The 13,941-nt window shown below is 42.8% G+C and carries 12 protein-coding genes and 1 pseudogene; 8 read left to right on the forward strand and 5 right to left on the reverse strand.

The window, feature by feature from the left end:
• Positions 1-248 (reverse strand): annotated as a pseudogene (gene prfB, locus HRT75_RS05775) (peptide chain release factor 2); the annotation flags it as partial.
• 91 nt (positions 249-339) lie between these two features.
• On the opposite strand from prfB, the gene HRT75_RS05780 reads away from it, so the two are divergent.
• From HRT75_RS05780 to HRT75_RS05790, 3 genes are read left to right on the forward strand one after another with little or no spacing between them, the layout of a single operon-like run.
• Positions 340-2,754 (forward strand): zinc-dependent metalloprotease, encoded by a 2,415-nt coding sequence (locus HRT75_RS05780; RefSeq protein WP_291183723.1) that lies wholly within the window; start codon positions 340-342, stop codon positions 2,752-2,754.
• Positions 2,755-2,760: 6 nt separating this feature from the next.
• On the forward strand, positions 2,761-3,387 hold the full coding sequence (locus HRT75_RS05785; protein ID WP_291183725.1) for a hypothetical protein: 627 nt from the start codon (positions 2,761-2,763) through the stop codon (positions 3,385-3,387).
• Entirely contained in the window at positions 3,388-4,401 is a 1,014-nt protein-coding gene (locus HRT75_RS05790; RefSeq protein ID WP_291183727.1) for a GntG family PLP-dependent aldolase, read from the forward strand. It begins immediately after the preceding gene.
• A 48-nt stretch (positions 4,402-4,449) separates the two neighbouring features.
• On the opposite strand, the gene HRT75_RS05795 is transcribed toward HRT75_RS05790, so the two are convergent.
• On the reverse strand, positions 4,450-4,776 hold the full coding sequence (locus HRT75_RS05795; protein ID WP_272832375.1) for a YegP family protein: 327 nt from the start codon (positions 4,774-4,776) through the stop codon (positions 4,450-4,452).
• A 231-nt stretch (positions 4,777-5,007) separates the two neighbouring features.
• Between HRT75_RS05795 and HRT75_RS05800 the strand changes: the two genes are divergently transcribed.
• Both HRT75_RS05800 and HRT75_RS05805 read left to right on the forward strand, forming a co-directional pair.
• Positions 5,008-6,102, forward strand: a complete 1,095-nt coding sequence (locus tag HRT75_RS05800; protein ID WP_291183732.1) for an OmpA family protein — start codon at positions 5,008-5,010, stop codon at positions 6,100-6,102.
• 105 nt (positions 6,103-6,207) lie between these two features.
• The gene (locus HRT75_RS05805) at positions 6,208-6,663 is read left to right on the forward strand and encodes a thioredoxin family protein (protein WP_291183734.1); all 456 of its coding nucleotides are present in this window, start codon (positions 6,208-6,210) and stop codon (positions 6,661-6,663) included.
• Here HRT75_RS05805 and HRT75_RS05810 read toward each other — a convergent pair.
• Positions 6,660-6,986 (reverse strand): YbaB/EbfC family nucleoid-associated protein, encoded by a 327-nt coding sequence (locus HRT75_RS05810; protein WP_291183737.1) that lies wholly within the window; start codon positions 6,984-6,986, stop codon positions 6,660-6,662. The two genes, HRT75_RS05805 and HRT75_RS05810, sit on opposite strands and share 4 nt — an antisense overlap.
• A 154-nt stretch (positions 6,987-7,140) precedes the next feature.
• Between HRT75_RS05810 and HRT75_RS05815 the strand changes: the two genes are divergently transcribed.
• From HRT75_RS05815 to HRT75_RS05825, 3 genes are all read left to right on the forward strand, one after another.
• On the forward strand, positions 7,141-9,198 hold the full coding sequence (locus HRT75_RS05815) for a S9 family peptidase (protein ID WP_291183844.1): 2,058 nt from the start codon (positions 7,141-7,143) through the stop codon (positions 9,196-9,198).
• 83 nt (positions 9,199-9,281) lie between these two features.
• A complete protein-coding gene (locus tag HRT75_RS05820) occupies positions 9,282-10,322 on the forward strand; it encodes a pyridoxal-phosphate dependent enzyme (RefSeq protein WP_291183740.1) in 1,041 nt (346 codons plus the stop codon).
• Between the two features lie 124 nt (positions 10,323-10,446).
• On the forward strand, positions 10,447-11,709 hold the full coding sequence (locus tag HRT75_RS05825; RefSeq protein WP_291183743.1) for an aminotransferase class I/II-fold pyridoxal phosphate-dependent enzyme: 1,263 nt from the start codon (positions 10,447-10,449) through the stop codon (positions 11,707-11,709).
• Between the two features lie 47 nt (positions 11,710-11,756).
• Here the strand turns inward: HRT75_RS05825 and HRT75_RS05830 are convergent, their stop codons facing one another.
• On the reverse strand, positions 11,757-12,875 hold the full coding sequence (locus HRT75_RS05830; RefSeq protein ID WP_291183746.1) for a GTP cyclohydrolase: 1,119 nt from the start codon (positions 12,873-12,875) through the stop codon (positions 11,757-11,759).
• Positions 12,872-13,873 (reverse strand): transporter, encoded by a 1,002-nt coding sequence (locus HRT75_RS05835; RefSeq protein WP_291183749.1) that lies wholly within the window; start codon positions 13,871-13,873, stop codon positions 12,872-12,874. Before HRT75_RS05835 ends, HRT75_RS05830 begins: the two co-directional genes overlap by 4 nt.
• Between the last annotated feature and the right edge of the window lie 68 nt (positions 13,874-13,941).

Raw genomic sequence — 13,941 nt, forward strand, 5'->3', positions numbered from 1 at the left:
AGAATTCTATTAGAACTTGGGCATCATCAGTTAGGGATACAGCTTCTTCAAAGTCGCTTACCCATTTTTTCTGCCCACGAAGTTTTTTCATAAAGACTTCTGCTTCTTTGGGATTGTTCCAGAAGTTAGGATCGAAGGTCTTTTCTTCGTCATTGGCTATAATGACACGCTTTCCAGCAATGTCAAAGCTACCTCCTTAACGCATCCTGGCGCTCTCTAAGATCCTTGATCTGATCTGTTGTAGTCATACTTGCTTGTTAGTCATACAAAAATAGAACTTCAAGGTCTGCGATGAAACAATTTTGACGTATTTTTATGCCTCTAGCAAACCATTTTTTTATGAAGCGATTGATTTGCCTCTTGGCAATTGTATGTTGTATCTCCCCAGTTAAATCACAATTTTTAGAAAAGCAGGAAGACCTACAAGCCTTTAAAGGCTTCTTCGATTTTCATTACAGTCCTAAAACGGGCGCTATTTATTTAGAAGTTGATAAACTCGATCAGGAGTTTTTGTACGTGCATTCGCTGACTTCTGGTTTAGGTTCCAATGACATCGGCTTGGACCGTGGGCAGTTGGGAGATGGTGTGATTGTGAAATTCATCAAATCAGGAAATAAACTATTGCTCTTGCAACCCAATCAGGACTACAGAGCAGTTACGGACAATGAAGCAGAACGCAAATCCGTAGAACAAGCTTTTGCCAAATCTGTGCTGTTTGGTTTTGATATTAAGGAGACCACAGCGAGTGGCAGCTATGTTATTGATCTTACACCCTTTTTAATGCTCGATACTCACGGCGTTGCGCAACGTTTGGCTCGAGCTAAAGAAGGAAAGTACAGCTTGGACAAAACCCGTAATGTCTTGTGGATGGAACGCACCAAGGCATTCCCTAAGAATGTTGAATTTGAAGCCATGCTCACCTTTAAAGGGCAGCCCACAGGCAGAAATGTCAGCAGTGTAGCTCCTGATGCCAGTGCTTTGACAGTAATTCAGCATCACAGTTTTGTACAATTGCCAGATGATGGCTATTCACCCAGAGCTTTTGATCCGCGCAGTGGAGCTATTCACCGATCTTACTTGGATTATTCCACCCCGATTTGGGAACCGATCCGTAAACGAATCATTGTAAGACACCGCTTGGAAAAGAAGAACCCTGGTGCAGCAGTAAGCGAGGCTGTTGAACCTATTATTTACTATCTAGATCCCGGAACTCCAGAGCCCGTGCGTTCTGCACTTTTAGAAGGCGGACGTTGGTGGAATCAGGCGTTTGAAGCTATCGGTTATAAAGACGCTTTTCAGGTTAAGATCCTCCCAGAGGATGCCGATCCTATGGACCTTAGGTACAATATGATCCAATGGGTACACCGGTCTACTCGTGGTTGGAGTTATGGAGCGAGCATTGTAGACCCACGTACCGGGGAGATATTAAAAGGACATGTAAGTCTGGGGAGTTTGAGGATTCGTCAGGATTTTATGATTGCTCAGGCATTGATGAATCAGCCTTTTGCAAACAATGATGATAATTATGGCCCTATGTTGGAAATGGCCTTGGCTAGAATAAGACAGCTCTCTGCACACGAGATAGGACATACCCTAGGTTTTGCTCACAATTTTGCGGCCAGCCCAACCGGGCGTGCCAGTGTGATGGATTATCCTCATCCGCTTTTAAGAATGAAGAATGGACAATTAGACATCAGTAATGCTTATGATACAGGCATTGGAGTTTGGGATAAGGTCACTGTAGCTTATTCCTATGGTGATCCTGCGGCCGGGCAATCAGAGAAAGACTATTTGGATGAAGTATTGAGTCAGGCACAAAAAGATGGCCTCCAATTCATATCGGACAGTGATGCGCGCGCTCAAGGCGGGGCACACGCTTTTGCTCACCTTTGGGATAATGGGGAAGATGCAGTTAAAGAATTGGAAGAGGTTATGAAACTGCGTCAGACCGCTATGAATAATTTTTCTGTGGATAATATCCGCAGCGGAGAACCACTAACGGTACTGGAAGATGTATTTGTACCGCTGTATTTCTTCCACCGCTACCAAACAGAAGCTGCTGTAAAGCTGATAGGTGGCTTAAACTACAACTACTCGGTTAAGGGAGATGGTAATTTGATTCACGAGGTAGTGAGTAAAAAGGAGCAATTGAAGGCGCTACAGGCCATGATGGAGACCCTAAAGCCCGAAAACTTAGTGATTCCTGAGCATGTTTTAGAGCTTTTCCCACCGCGTGCCTTTGGCTATTGGAGAGATCGTGAATCCTTCAAAGGAAAGACTGGAGTGGCTTTTGACCCTGTGGGTGCGGCCACAACCGCTGCAGATTTCACCTTGGGACTTTTGTTGCACCCAGAGCGGGCTAATCGTCTGAACCAGCAATCGGCTATGAATAGCAAAAATGCCAGCTTTTTGGACATTATGAATTATCTGAATGCACAAATCATCTCAGTTTACCAATTCGACACTGAATACGAGGCGGAGATCTCCAAAGCTGTTAAACACCGCGTTATTCAACATATGATGAACTTAGCCATGGATGGAAGAACCACTCCTAGTGTAAAGGCACTTGTGCTGAGCTTTTTGACATCCAATCAGGATATATTAACTGAAGAGGGCAGTTTGTTTTCCCAGTTCTTAGCACTTGAAATTAAAAACTTCATGGAAGACCCTGAGGAATACAAGCCGCAATCCGCTCCAACAATTCCTGATGGAAGTCCTATTGGGAGCTTTCAGTGTTCACACAATCAACACTAAAGAGAGATGAAACAGCTTGTATTAATAAGTGTACTGCTACTTAGCATCTCATCGTTTGCTCAAAACGACGCCCAATATGTAGAAGGCTTGCTCAGAGACCATGTGGAAGCCTTGCAGGCTGAGGGAGTGACGGAGATCTTTGTACGTGCTCACAAGTGTGAAGGAAATGTTCAACGCTTTATGCTGCGCGATGGGAGCTGGTGTACTTCCAACGGAACGTATATTGAAACTGCGGTTGTTTATGCTAAGGACGAACAACTCTATTTGACAAAAATTGACAATTGCGGTTTGTTTAAAACGGTTAAGCTTGAGGATCCAAAGATATTCGCCTATTACAAAGAACACGAGCAAACCCTCAAAACAGAACGGCTTAAAGATTACGATACTGATGTTCCTTATACAGATACCAAAGCCAGGACAGAAGTATACAATTGTCGTTGGGCGTATGTCTTTTTTACGGGAACTGAAACATTCAACTCGCGCTATGACGAGATCCAGTTGACCAACGATCCGGAGCATCCCAATAAAAATTTTGAATACAACAACAATCATCCTCTAGTAGCCTTAGAAGCTATGGTGGATGATACCTTGAAAAGCCTTGAATCTCAAGGTAAACTCAATAGAAAATACTAAATGATAGACCTCAGAAGCGATACGGTTACCAAACCGACACCTGGCATGCTTCAAGCCATTATGCAGGCAGAAGTAGGCGATGATGTTTATAAAGAAGACCCGAGCGCAAATGCCTTAGAGCAGCGTATGGCTGAAATGTTTGGAAAGCCTGCGGCGCTATTCTTTCCAACGGGAAGTATGGCCAATCAAGCGGCAATTAAATTACATACTCAACCCGGAGAACAATTGATCTGCGATAAATACGCGCATGTTTATAATTATGAGGGTGGAGGTGTTTCTTTCAATAGTGGGGTGTCTTGTAAACTTTTGGACGGCACACATGGCAAGATCACTGCGGCTCAAGTTGAAGCCGCTATCAATCCACCTGATTTTTATCACAGCCCGCTGACAACTTTGGTCTGTCTGGAGAATACCACCAATAAAGGAGGAGGGGCTTGTTACGACTTTGATACCATTGACGAGATCCGCGCAGTTTGTGACAAACACGGTTTGGGCCTTCACTTAGACGGTGCTCGTTTAATGAATGCTATAGTTGCCAAAGGGCAGGATCCCAAGGAATTTGGTAAACGCTTTGATACCATCACCGTATGTTTTAGTAAAGGTTTAGGTACTCCCATAGGAACCGTTTTGATGGGTGATCAAGACCACATGGATAATGCGATTCGCGTCCGAAAGGTTTTAGGTGGCGGAATGCGCCAAATAGGTTATATGGCTGCAGCCTGTCTTTACGCCTTAGATCATCATGTGGAGCGATTGGCTGAGGATCATAAGAAGGCTAAAGAAATAGGGGAGGTTTTACAAAGTTTGCCTCAGGTAAAAAAGGTGGCGCCAGTGGAGACCAATATTGTGATCTTTCATGTTGAAGATGAATCTGCCTTTTTAAAAGCGATGGATGACCATAATATAATAGTGAGTAATATGGGGCAAGGAGCGTTGCGTGTAGTGACGCATTTGGATTATTCTGATGCCATGCATCAAGAGTTTTTGGAAATACTCAGAAAGACATTGTCATAAAAAAAGCCCTGCAATTGCAGGGCTTTGATTTTTTAAAGGACGCTGGATTTATTCTACCTCCTTAACATCTGCGTCTGGAGCGTTGTTCTTGATAGATTGAATTCCATTCTCCATACCAGCTTCTGCAGCATACATTTGGCTCGTACCAATGATTTGGCTGTTGGCAGCTTTTAGGTTGAAGTAGAATTTTCCATTTTTAGCCGTGTTGCGCTCAAATTTAGCGTCGTCGCTAGAATTCTTACGCACAGACTCAATACCATTCATCGCACCGCTTTTGCTCGCGTATACTTGGCTAGAAAGGATAACTTGCCCGTTTTTGGCCTTCAGTACAAAGTGATACTGATCGGATCCTTCTTTTTGCTTCAATTCAAACATGTTTGTATTATTTGGTGTTAAACTTCGTATGTGTAAGTAAATATCCGAAAAAAAACCAGAAAATCATTTTGATCGAGGCTTAACCCTTCAAAATTTACGGTCTAGGTATTTCACCGATTATTTGTGTTGTTGAGCGATTAAGCTTTTCGATTTCTTGCATTCTAATGTTAAAGGAATTCTAAGAAAGGGACATTTGCCCCACGTTAAAACAAATCACTGATTAACATCACAATGAGAAAAATTGTACCACTAATCCTGGCTGTTGGTCTCGCGAATCTAGCTCAAGCCCAAGACCTTCCGTCAAATCCAGAACCTAGAAAATGTTACGTACGTTGTACTACCCCAGACGTATATGTAAATGAAGATGAGCAAGTAATGGTTAAGCCTGCTTATAAGGTATTAAAAACCGTTCCTGCACAGTATGAGACCGTGACTGAGCGCGTAATGGTAAAAGTGGCTGGTAAGAAACTGGTTGTAGTTCCAGAAAAGTGGGGAACTGAGACCATCTCTTATGTAAAGAAACAAGGAGCATCTACACTACGTATAATTCCTGCAAGCTTTTCTAGTGACTCAGAGACTTTGGAGATCAAACCAGCTTATGCTCAATGGGAGCTTGGTACTGCAGCACCTGACTATGCTTCTGCCAACCCAGATGATTGTCGTTACTGGTGTTATAAAGGATATCCTGCAGAATTTCAGACAGTTGCTGTTCAGCGCTTAGCAAATGATGTTAGCACAATTTCTACACCAGTTGCTGAAGTTCCTGCTTCGTACACCAAGCGTTTGGTTATTGAGCCAGCTCGTGTGGAAGAAGTAGAGATTCCTGCAGAATACGCTACTATCACTAAAACCGTATTGGTTAAAGATGCGCAAGTTGTAGAAGAGACTATTCCTGCAGTTTACAAAACGATCACCCGTGAAGTATTGCAAACAAAAGGTGGACTTACTACTTGGAAAGAAGTAGAGTGTGAGCTTTTGGAATACAACGACTTGAACATCAACTGGAAATTAGGATCAGCTACTTTGACTACAGATGCTAAGCGTGAAATCGATACCAAATTACTTCCTGTATTGAAAGACGGAGTTCGTGTAGAGATCGCTTCTCACACAGATTCAAGAGGTACTGCTGCCAGCAACAGAGATCTTTCTGAGCGTCGTGCGCAAGCGGTAACTAACTACTTGATCTCTAAAGGGATCAACTCTAGCCGTATCGTTTCTAACGGATATGGAGAGTCTCAGTTGTTAAACCGTTGTGCTGATGGTGTTTCTTGTTCTGAGCGCGAGCACAGAGCAAACCGCAGAACGCAGTTTAGAATCATTCAGTAATTCACAATCAATCCTGTGAACTACTCGTGGAGGAGTCCCATTTATTTGGGGCTTCTCTTTTTTTTGTCCATTTTTGGCATGATATCTGTTTCCTAATCAACAACTATGAGAACCCTACTAATTTTTTTAAGTATTCTCTTTACGCAAAGCGGATGGTCACAAACCCAGGAGAAGACCCAATGGATGACCAATCTGGAAGAGGCCCAGAAGATGGCAAAGAAGGATAAGATGCCTGTCTTGCTTTATTTTACGGGGAGCGATTGGTGCGCGCCTTGCATACAGTTAAAGGAGGATTTCTTAGAGACCGAGGAGTTCCGTGCTAAGACCCAGGGCTACTACCTGGTAAAGATTGACATTCCCCGTCGAATTGACATTGTTTCTCCAGAACAATTAGCCTATAATAAAGAAGTCCTGAAAAAATACAATTCAGACCGTTCCTTTCCCTTATTGATCGCTTACAATCACAAGGGCAAAAAGATAGGGGAGGTCTCTGGATACAGCAGTCTTCGCGATACTACCTACCACTATGAGTTATTGGATAAGATAGCCTACAAATACTAGCCAAACATATTGTCTAGCCCAGGAATGTTGGGCATTCCTTCCTTGGCAACAGCTGCGAGTTCGGTCTCATTTACAGAAGTTGCCTGCGCAATAGCTTTGTTCAAAGTGATCACCAAATAATCTTCTAATTGTTCCTTATCATTTAAAAGTTCATCAGCAATGGTGATGTTCTTGATCTCGCGATTGGCCGTTAGGGTCACTTTAATTGTTCCTTCTGAATTCTCTGCATCTATCAATACGGTGTTTAAGCGCTCTTTTGTAGCAGCAACCTTGGCTTGGGTCTCTTTGAGTTTGCCCATCATTCCCATTATATCTCCAAACATAGCTTTAAGATTTTATTCGCTACAAATTTACTAATTTAGAGGGCCTATTTAAAACAATTAGAAACTCAAAATCATGTTCAAGAACATTTTCATCTTAGCAGTTTGCACTATTTTTGCGGCTTCCTGTAATCAAGATCAAAAACCCAAAGCAGCAATGGATATAACGCCACCAACGGCAGAAAAGAAAGCAAAAAATCTAGAGATTCACGGTGATGTGCGCGTGGATAATTACTACTGGCTCAACGATCGAGAGGATGAAGAGGTAATTGATTACCTGGAGCGTGAGAACGATTACTTTGATAAAATGACCGCGCACACTAAGGCGTTTCAGGAAGATCTATTTCAAGAAATGAAAGGTCGCATCAAAGAAGACGATGCATCCGTGCCATATTTCTATAACGGTTATTACTATGTGACGCGTTACGAGACTGGGAAGGATTATCCGATCTACACACGTAAGAAAGGTTCCCTGGATGCCGAAGAAGAAGTACTTTTTGATGTCAATGAAATGGCCGAAGGCTATCCTTATTACAACCTAAGGGGAATCAACGTGAGCCCAAACAACAAGATGGTAGCCTTTGGGGTAGATACCGTTAGCCGTAGAAACTATACCATTTATGTGAAGAACTTGGAGACGGGTGAGATCCTCGATGAGGCCATCCCAATGACCACTGCGGGTTCTGAGTGGGCTAATGACAATGAGACTTTATTCTTTACAGGAAAGGATCCGGTTACCCTCCGTAGCGATAAGATCTACAGGCACAAGCTAGGAGATGACCCAACAAATCCAACCCTCATCTTTACAGAAGAAGACGACACTTTTTACACCTATGTGTATAAAACAAAGTCAGACGACTATATGATGATCGGGAGTACAAGTACCTTGACTTCTGAATTTCAATATTTAGACGCGAACAATCCTACAGGAGAGTTTCAACCTATACAGGCCAGAGAACGCGGCCTAGAGTACTATGTTTCGCATTTTGGAGATCACTTTTACATCTTGACCAATAAAGACGGAGCTAAGAATTACAAACTCATGAAGACTTCTGTGGCTAATACTGGGAAGGACAACTGGGAAGAGGTAATTGCTCATGACGACGCAGTATTATTAGAGGATATAGATATTTTCAAAGACTACTTAGTAGTAAGTGAGCGTAGTGAAGGTCTGAACAAACTCAAGATCATTCCATGGGCCAATCCAGATGGGGCTTATTATTTGCCTTTTGAAAGCGAGACTTATACTGCTTACACCACACAAAATGTAGATATCAACACAGAAGTTTTGCGCTACGGTTACAATTCTATGACCACGCCAGCCTCTGTAATTGATTTCAATATGGCAACAAAGGAATCTACGGTTATGAAAGAGACCGAGGTTCTGGGTGGAAAATTTGATAAAGACAATTACGCATCTGAGCGCGTTTGGGCTACAGCTGCAGACGGAACCAAGATTCCGATCTCTTTGGTATATCGCAAGGGTATGGAAAAGAACGGCAAGAACCCAGTGCTTCAGTATGCTTACGGATCTTATGGATCTACCATTGACCCGCGCTTTTCAACGACGCGTTTGAGTCTGTTGGATCGCGGATTCATATACGCCATTGCACACATTCGTGGAGGTCAGTATATGGGCCGTCAGTGGTATGAAGACGGTAAGATGTTCGCCAAGAAGAACACCTTTACTGACTTTATTGATTGTTCTAAATTTTTAATTGAAGCTGGATACACTTCAAGCGAACACTTATACGCTTATGGAGGATCAGCGGGAGGTTTGCTTATGGGAGCAATTGTAAATATGGCTCCTGAGCTTTACAACGGTGTCATTGCTGCAGTACCCTTTGTAGATGTGGTGACCACTATGTTGGACGATTCTATTCCGTTGACCACTGGTGAGTATGACGAGTGGGGGAACCCGAATAATAAGGACTCCTACGATTATATGTTGAGTTATTCTCCTTACGATCAGGTGAGTGCTCAAGGATATCCGAACTTATTGGTAACTACAGGACTACACGATTCGCAAGTACAATATTGGGAACCTGCTAAATGGGTGGCTAAGCTTCGTGAAATGAAGACCGATGACAACCTATTGCTTTTAAACACCAATATGGACGCCGGTCACGGTGGCGCCTCTGGGCGTTTTGAAGCCCTCAAAGAAGTAGCCAGAAACTGGGCCTTCCTCTTTGATTTAGAAGGTATAACCGAGTAGTTTGAAATTTTTGACTTAACTTTGCAGGGTTGAAACCGTAAATCATTCAAGAAGAGCGGCTTTCTTCTGACTAAGCAGAATTTATGAAGGACAAAATCCAAGCACATGACAACGTGCTTTCTCTCATCGGGAATACACCTCTTGTCAAATTGAGCAAAATTACTGCCGATATCCCCGGTAATTTCTACGGAAAAGTTGAAGCATTCAACCCCGGTCATTCCTCAAAAGACCGCATTGCCTTACACATCATTGAAGAAGCAGAGCGTCAAGGTATTTTATCTCCTGGCGATACCATAATTGAAACTACATCTGGAAATACCGGATTCAGTATCGCTATGGTGAGCATAATTAAGGGATATGAGTGTATTCTTGCAGTGAGTTCTAAATCCAGCGGAGACAAGATCGATATGCTTCGCGCCATGGGAGCTAAGGTATATGTTTGCCCAGCGCACGTTGCAGCAGATGATCCACGTTCGTATTATGAAGTGGCGAAGCGACTGCACAGCGAGATCAAAGGTTCGGTTTACATCAACCAGTATTTCAATAGCTTAAATACTGCAGCACATTACCGCAGTACAGGACCTGAGATTTGGGAGCAAACAGCAGGTCAAATCACACACTTAGTGGCTTGTAGCGGTACAGGTGGAACCATTTCTGGGACGGCCCAATACCTAAAAGAACAAAATCCAGATATTCAGATCGTTGGAATTGATGCCTATGGGTCTGTTTTAAAGAAATATCATGAAACTCGTGAGTTCGATAAGAACGAGATCTATCCATACCGCATTGAAGGTTTAGGAAAGAACTTGATCCCAACGGCTACCGATTTTGACAGCATCGATCAGTTTGTTAAAGTAACTGACGAAGAAAGTGCTCATAAAGCAAGAGAGCTCGCAACTAAAGAAGGTCTTTTTGCAGGTTATACCTCTGGTGCAGCGCTTCAAGGTGTTCAACAATTGGGAGAAGAAGGATTCTTTAAAAAAGACGATGTGGTTGTGGTAATTCTACCCGATCACGGTTCTCGATATATGAGTAAAGTCTACTCAGACAAGTGGATGAAGGAGCAAGGCTTCTTTGACGTAGAACACGAAGAGGTTGTAGGCAATATTCAATATGTGAAATAAACGCCTTAAACAAAATACTTAAGCCCTGCATTTGCGGGGCTTTTTTATGCGCAGGAATTCCGGAAAAACCCTGATTATTAGGAATAAATTTATAATTTTGCCCGGAAACTTTAATAGCAAAGATTTGGCAAAGGATTTATTCGAAAAGATTTACAGAGATAAGGGGCCGTTAGGCAAGTGGGCAGAAGCAGCAGAAGGCTATTTCGTATTCCCTAAGCTAGAAGGACCTATCGGTAATCGAATGATGTTCAACGGGAAGGAAGTGATCACTTGGAGTGTGAACGACTACCTAGGATTGGCAAACCATCCAGAAGTTCGTGAAGTGGATGCCGCTGCAGCCGCACAATACGGTTCAGCATACCCTATGGGCGCTCGTATGATGAGTGGGCATACTAACTTGCACGAGCAATTGCAGAACGAGCTAGCTGCATTTGTAAACAAACAAGCCGCTTACTTATTAAACTTCGGTTACCAAGGAATGGTATCTACCATTGATGCTTTGGTTTCTAAAGACGATGTGATTGTATATGACGTTGACGCTCACGCTTGTATCATTGACGGAGTTCGTCTGCACTTAGGTCAGCGCTTTACGTATAAGCACAACGATATGGAGAGTATCGAAAAGAACCTAAAACGTGCGGAGAAGGTAGCGGAAAAGACCGGTGGTGGAATTCTTTTGATCTCCGAAGGTGTTTTTGGAATGCGCGGGGAACAAGGGAAGCTAAAAGAGATCGTTGCACTAAAAGAAAAATATAACTTCAGATTGTTCGTAGATGACGCTCACGGATTCGGAACTCTTGGGAAAACAGGAGCTGGTGCCGGAGAGGAGCAAGGCGTGCAAGATGATATTGATGTATACTTCGCCACTTTTGCGAAATCTATGGCCTCTACAGGAGCCTTTATCGCTGGAGATGAAGAGATCATCAATTACTTAAAATACAACCTGCGTTCTCAAATGTTCGCCAAGTCATTGCAAATGCAGTTGGTTGTTGGTGCATTGAAGCGTTTGGATATGATGCGCTCAAGCACTCAATATAAAGACAAACTTTGGGAGAACGTAAACGCACTACAAGGTGGTTTACGTGAGCGAGGATTTGATCTAGGAACAACACAAAGTTGTGTAACTCCAGTTTATCTTAAAGGAAGTATTCCAGAGGCTATGGCCTTGGTGAAAGACCTTAGAGAGAATCACGGAGTATTCTGTTCTATAGTAGTTTACCCTGTGATACCTAAAGGATTGATTCTACTAAGAATGATTCCAACGGCGTCTCATACTATGGAAGATATTCAAGAAACATTAGAAGCGTTCTCGGCAATTCGCGAGCGTTTAGAAAACGGAACTTACAAAAGACTTTCAGCAGCTCTAGCAGCTTCAATGGGAGAATAATAGTTCTGATATATGAAATAAAAAAGCCACCGTATTGGTGGCTTTTTTTATAGGTCTTTTCTAAAGGTGCTGCGTTCCTTGTGCTGCACCGGGCCGTAATCCTTCCAAAGGAGTTGTACGGCTGTATTCTCCGCCAATTCTGGATTGGTTTCCACCTGGGTAATTCCTTTGGCATTAAACAGCTTTTGCATTTCCGCAAAGATAATCGCCGTAACGCCTTTTCCTTGGTATTCCGGATCAATGCCAATTAAGTAGAAGGCGGCCGTATCGTTCTTTTTCTGAGCCTGCATTAAATGGTACCATCCAAACGGGAATAGCTTACCATTGGCCTTTTTAAGCGCCTTAGAGAAGCTCGGCATCACTACAGAAAAGGCGATGAGCTTACCCGTATTGTCTTTGATACAGGTGATGTAATCCGGATGGATGAAGTTGAAGTACTTCTCCTTGTAATAATCGATCTGATATTGTTGAATAGGAACAAAGGTCTGTAGACTGTTATAGGTGTTGTTCAATAACTCAAACATGGCATCTACATAGGGAATGATCTCTTTTTTAGAACCAAAACGAATGACCTCAAGATCATAGCGTTTTTTAATCAAGGCAGAGAACTTTTTCACCTTTTCCTTCATCTCCGGAGGAATACTCAGGCGGTATTCCACCCGGGTTGCCTGCTTTTCACATCCGAGCTTTTCAAAATGCTCTGCATAATAAGGATAGTGGTACCAGGTGATCATGGTGTTCAATTCCTCATACCCCATAGTTAAGATCCCAGCCTTTTCCATATTGGAAAAGCCCACAGGTCCTTCTAAATATTCAAGATTATTTTGCTTCCCAATGGTCTTCACCGCTTCTAAAAGCGCTTTGGTCACTTCAATGTCGTCAATCATATCCAACCAACCGAAACGCATCTTTTTCTTGCCTTGCTCGTTGATTTCTACATGATTGATAATAGCAGCAATGCGCCCTGCTATTTTACCATTCTTATACGCGAGGAAATATTGAGTTTCAGCATTCTTGAAAACAGGATTTTTCTCACCACTTAAGGTCTCTAGCTCATCATTGATAAGCGGTGGGACCCAGTATTTGCAATCTTTGTAAAGGCTGAAAGGAAAGCGTACAAAGGCCTTAAGGTCTTTTTTGCTGGTTATTTGTTTGACTTCAATCATGGACGGTCTTCAAAAGGATTTCCGCCATCGTCTTCAACGTCGACATCATCACGGCGGTTGCGCTTTTTCTTCTTTTTCTTTTTGTTAATGGGTTCTCCATCAGGCCCAGTTTCTTCTATATACTCATCTTCTCCGTGCATATCAAAACGATAGCTGGCACCAATTCTAAAGAAAGTGCGGGTAGGAGTGTCCTTCCAATTCAGTAGTACAGAGGCATCCAATTGAAAGTCTTTGTTAAACAGATAAGCCGCGCCACCTCTAAAGAGTTGGTCAGCATAAAAGTCACTTTTAATTCCTTCATTCTCGACAAAAGCAGAGAATTTCTCGCTAAAGGCATGCGTTAAGGTCAAGATATAGCTGTATGACGGAAACTCAGTAGTTACACGATCAACAATGATATTCGTTACAAAAACCCATCCGCCTAAAAAGTTATTCTGAGTAATAATAACCACACGTGGACTTATGGTCAATTCATCTTCTGGCGTGAAGGGATTGTCCTCAAAGTCAAAATTGGCACCTGCATAGACGGATACTGCAGGGATCAAGTCGCGCCACTGAAAAGTGTTGTTAGCCTTCCAGCTGTAAAGATTCGGCCCTTCTAAATCACGCTTTCTGTACGGGTCGTACAAGAGATACTTGGCTCCAACACTGTTTAGTCTAAAATTAGCTTGAGTAAAGTTTCCCGTAACAAAACCGTCGTTGAAAGTAACCTCATTGCGTTGGTAATTTCCAATTGCGTTGATCTCTAATCGCTCTTTGAGAAGTCCGTAACGAACGGCGTAGTCAATACTGAAAGCACTGGCCTCCGTGTTGAGCAGATCGTGATTCTCTTGTCCTAATCCGAGGCCCAATTCCAGTTGTAGCACGTTTTTACCTACAGCAAAAGCGCCTTGTGAATTACCGGGTCGGTTGGAATTAATGGTCTCCGTATATTGACCTAGAACGGTCGGAACACTTATAAGAAGTATGCATAAACTTAGCCAGAGGCGGGTGATCATGGGGTGTTGGTTTGCAGTCAAAGATAGCAGAATTTATTAGTTTTTTAATAGTTCTTTAGCGGCTTCTT

The organism is Gilvibacter sp. (assembly GCF_013214815.1).
Lineage (GTDB): Bacteria > Bacteroidota > Bacteroidia > Flavobacteriales > Flavobacteriaceae > Gilvibacter.

Coding starts and splice junctions, on each gene's coding strand:
- HRT75_RS05780 (WP_291183723.1), top strand. CDS start 340: ATGAAGCGATTGATTTGCCTCTTGGCAATTGTATGTTGTATCTCCCCA.
- HRT75_RS05785 (WP_291183725.1), top strand. CDS start 2,761: ATGAAACAGCTTGTATTAATAAGTGTACTGCTACTTAGCATCTCATCG.
- HRT75_RS05790 (WP_291183727.1), top strand. CDS start 3,388: ATGATAGACCTCAGAAGCGATACGGTTACCAAACCGACACCTGGCATG.
- HRT75_RS05795 (WP_272832375.1), bottom strand. CDS start 4,776: ATGTTTGAATTGAAGCAAAAAGAAGGATCCGATCAGTATCACTTTGTA.
- HRT75_RS05800 (WP_291183732.1), top strand. CDS start 5,008: ATGAGAAAAATTGTACCACTAATCCTGGCTGTTGGTCTCGCGAATCTA.
- HRT75_RS05805 (WP_291183734.1), top strand. CDS start 6,208: ATGAGAACCCTACTAATTTTTTTAAGTATTCTCTTTACGCAAAGCGGA.
- HRT75_RS05810 (WP_291183737.1), bottom strand. CDS start 6,986: ATGTTTGGAGATATAATGGGAATGATGGGCAAACTCAAAGAGACCCAA.
- HRT75_RS05815 (WP_291183844.1), top strand. CDS start 7,141: ATGGATATAACGCCACCAACGGCAGAAAAGAAAGCAAAAAATCTAGAG.
- HRT75_RS05820 (WP_291183740.1), top strand. CDS start 9,282: ATGAAGGACAAAATCCAAGCACATGACAACGTGCTTTCTCTCATCGGG.
- HRT75_RS05830 (WP_291183746.1), bottom strand. CDS start 12,875: ATGATTGAAGTCAAACAAATAACCAGCAAAAAAGACCTTAAGGCCTTT.
- HRT75_RS05835 (WP_291183749.1), bottom strand. CDS start 13,873: ATGATCACCCGCCTCTGGCTAAGTTTATGCATACTTCTTATAAGTGTT.